Origin of the sequence: Paenibacillus terrae, assembly GCF_000943545.1 — a bacterium.
In the GTDB taxonomy this organism is placed as follows: Bacteria; Bacillota; Bacilli; order Paenibacillales; family Paenibacillaceae; genus Paenibacillus; species Paenibacillus terrae_A.
Genome location: NZ_JTHP01000206.1, coordinates 1 through 394 on the forward strand (window position 1 = coordinate 1; position 394 = coordinate 394).

General features: G+C 51.8%; 1 protein-coding gene. It reads right to left on the bottom strand.

Annotation, left to right across the window (positions count from 1 at the left end; all coding sequences use genetic code 11):
• Window positions 1–394 (bottom strand): AMP-binding protein (locus QD47_RS29685; RefSeq protein ID WP_044649499.1); only part of this gene is annotated, 394 nt, incomplete at both ends.

Consider the following 394-nt stretch of genomic DNA (forward strand, 5'->3'; position numbering starts at 1 on the left):
AAGGTAACGATCTCCCCGCTATATCCTGCTGGAGGCACAACGTCGTGGTCGACGATCAGTACATCCGCTTTACTGTCATCCAGCATGTAATGAATCCGTTCTTCCGGGTATTCCGGGTCAATCGGCACATAGGCCGCCCCGGTTTTCAGCACACCAAGAATTCCTGCAATCAGCATCGCTGAACGCTTCATGGCGATGCCCGCGATTACTCCGGTGCGCATGCCTTTTTGATTCAATAAAAGCGCAATTCGATTGGCAGCCGCAAGCAGTTCACCATATGTCATGACCGTATTTTCATCAACGATCGCCACGGCTTCCGGCGTCCGCATCGCTTGTTCTTCAAACAAGTCGACAATGGTTTTGTCATGCGGATAATCTGCTGCCGTCTGGTTCC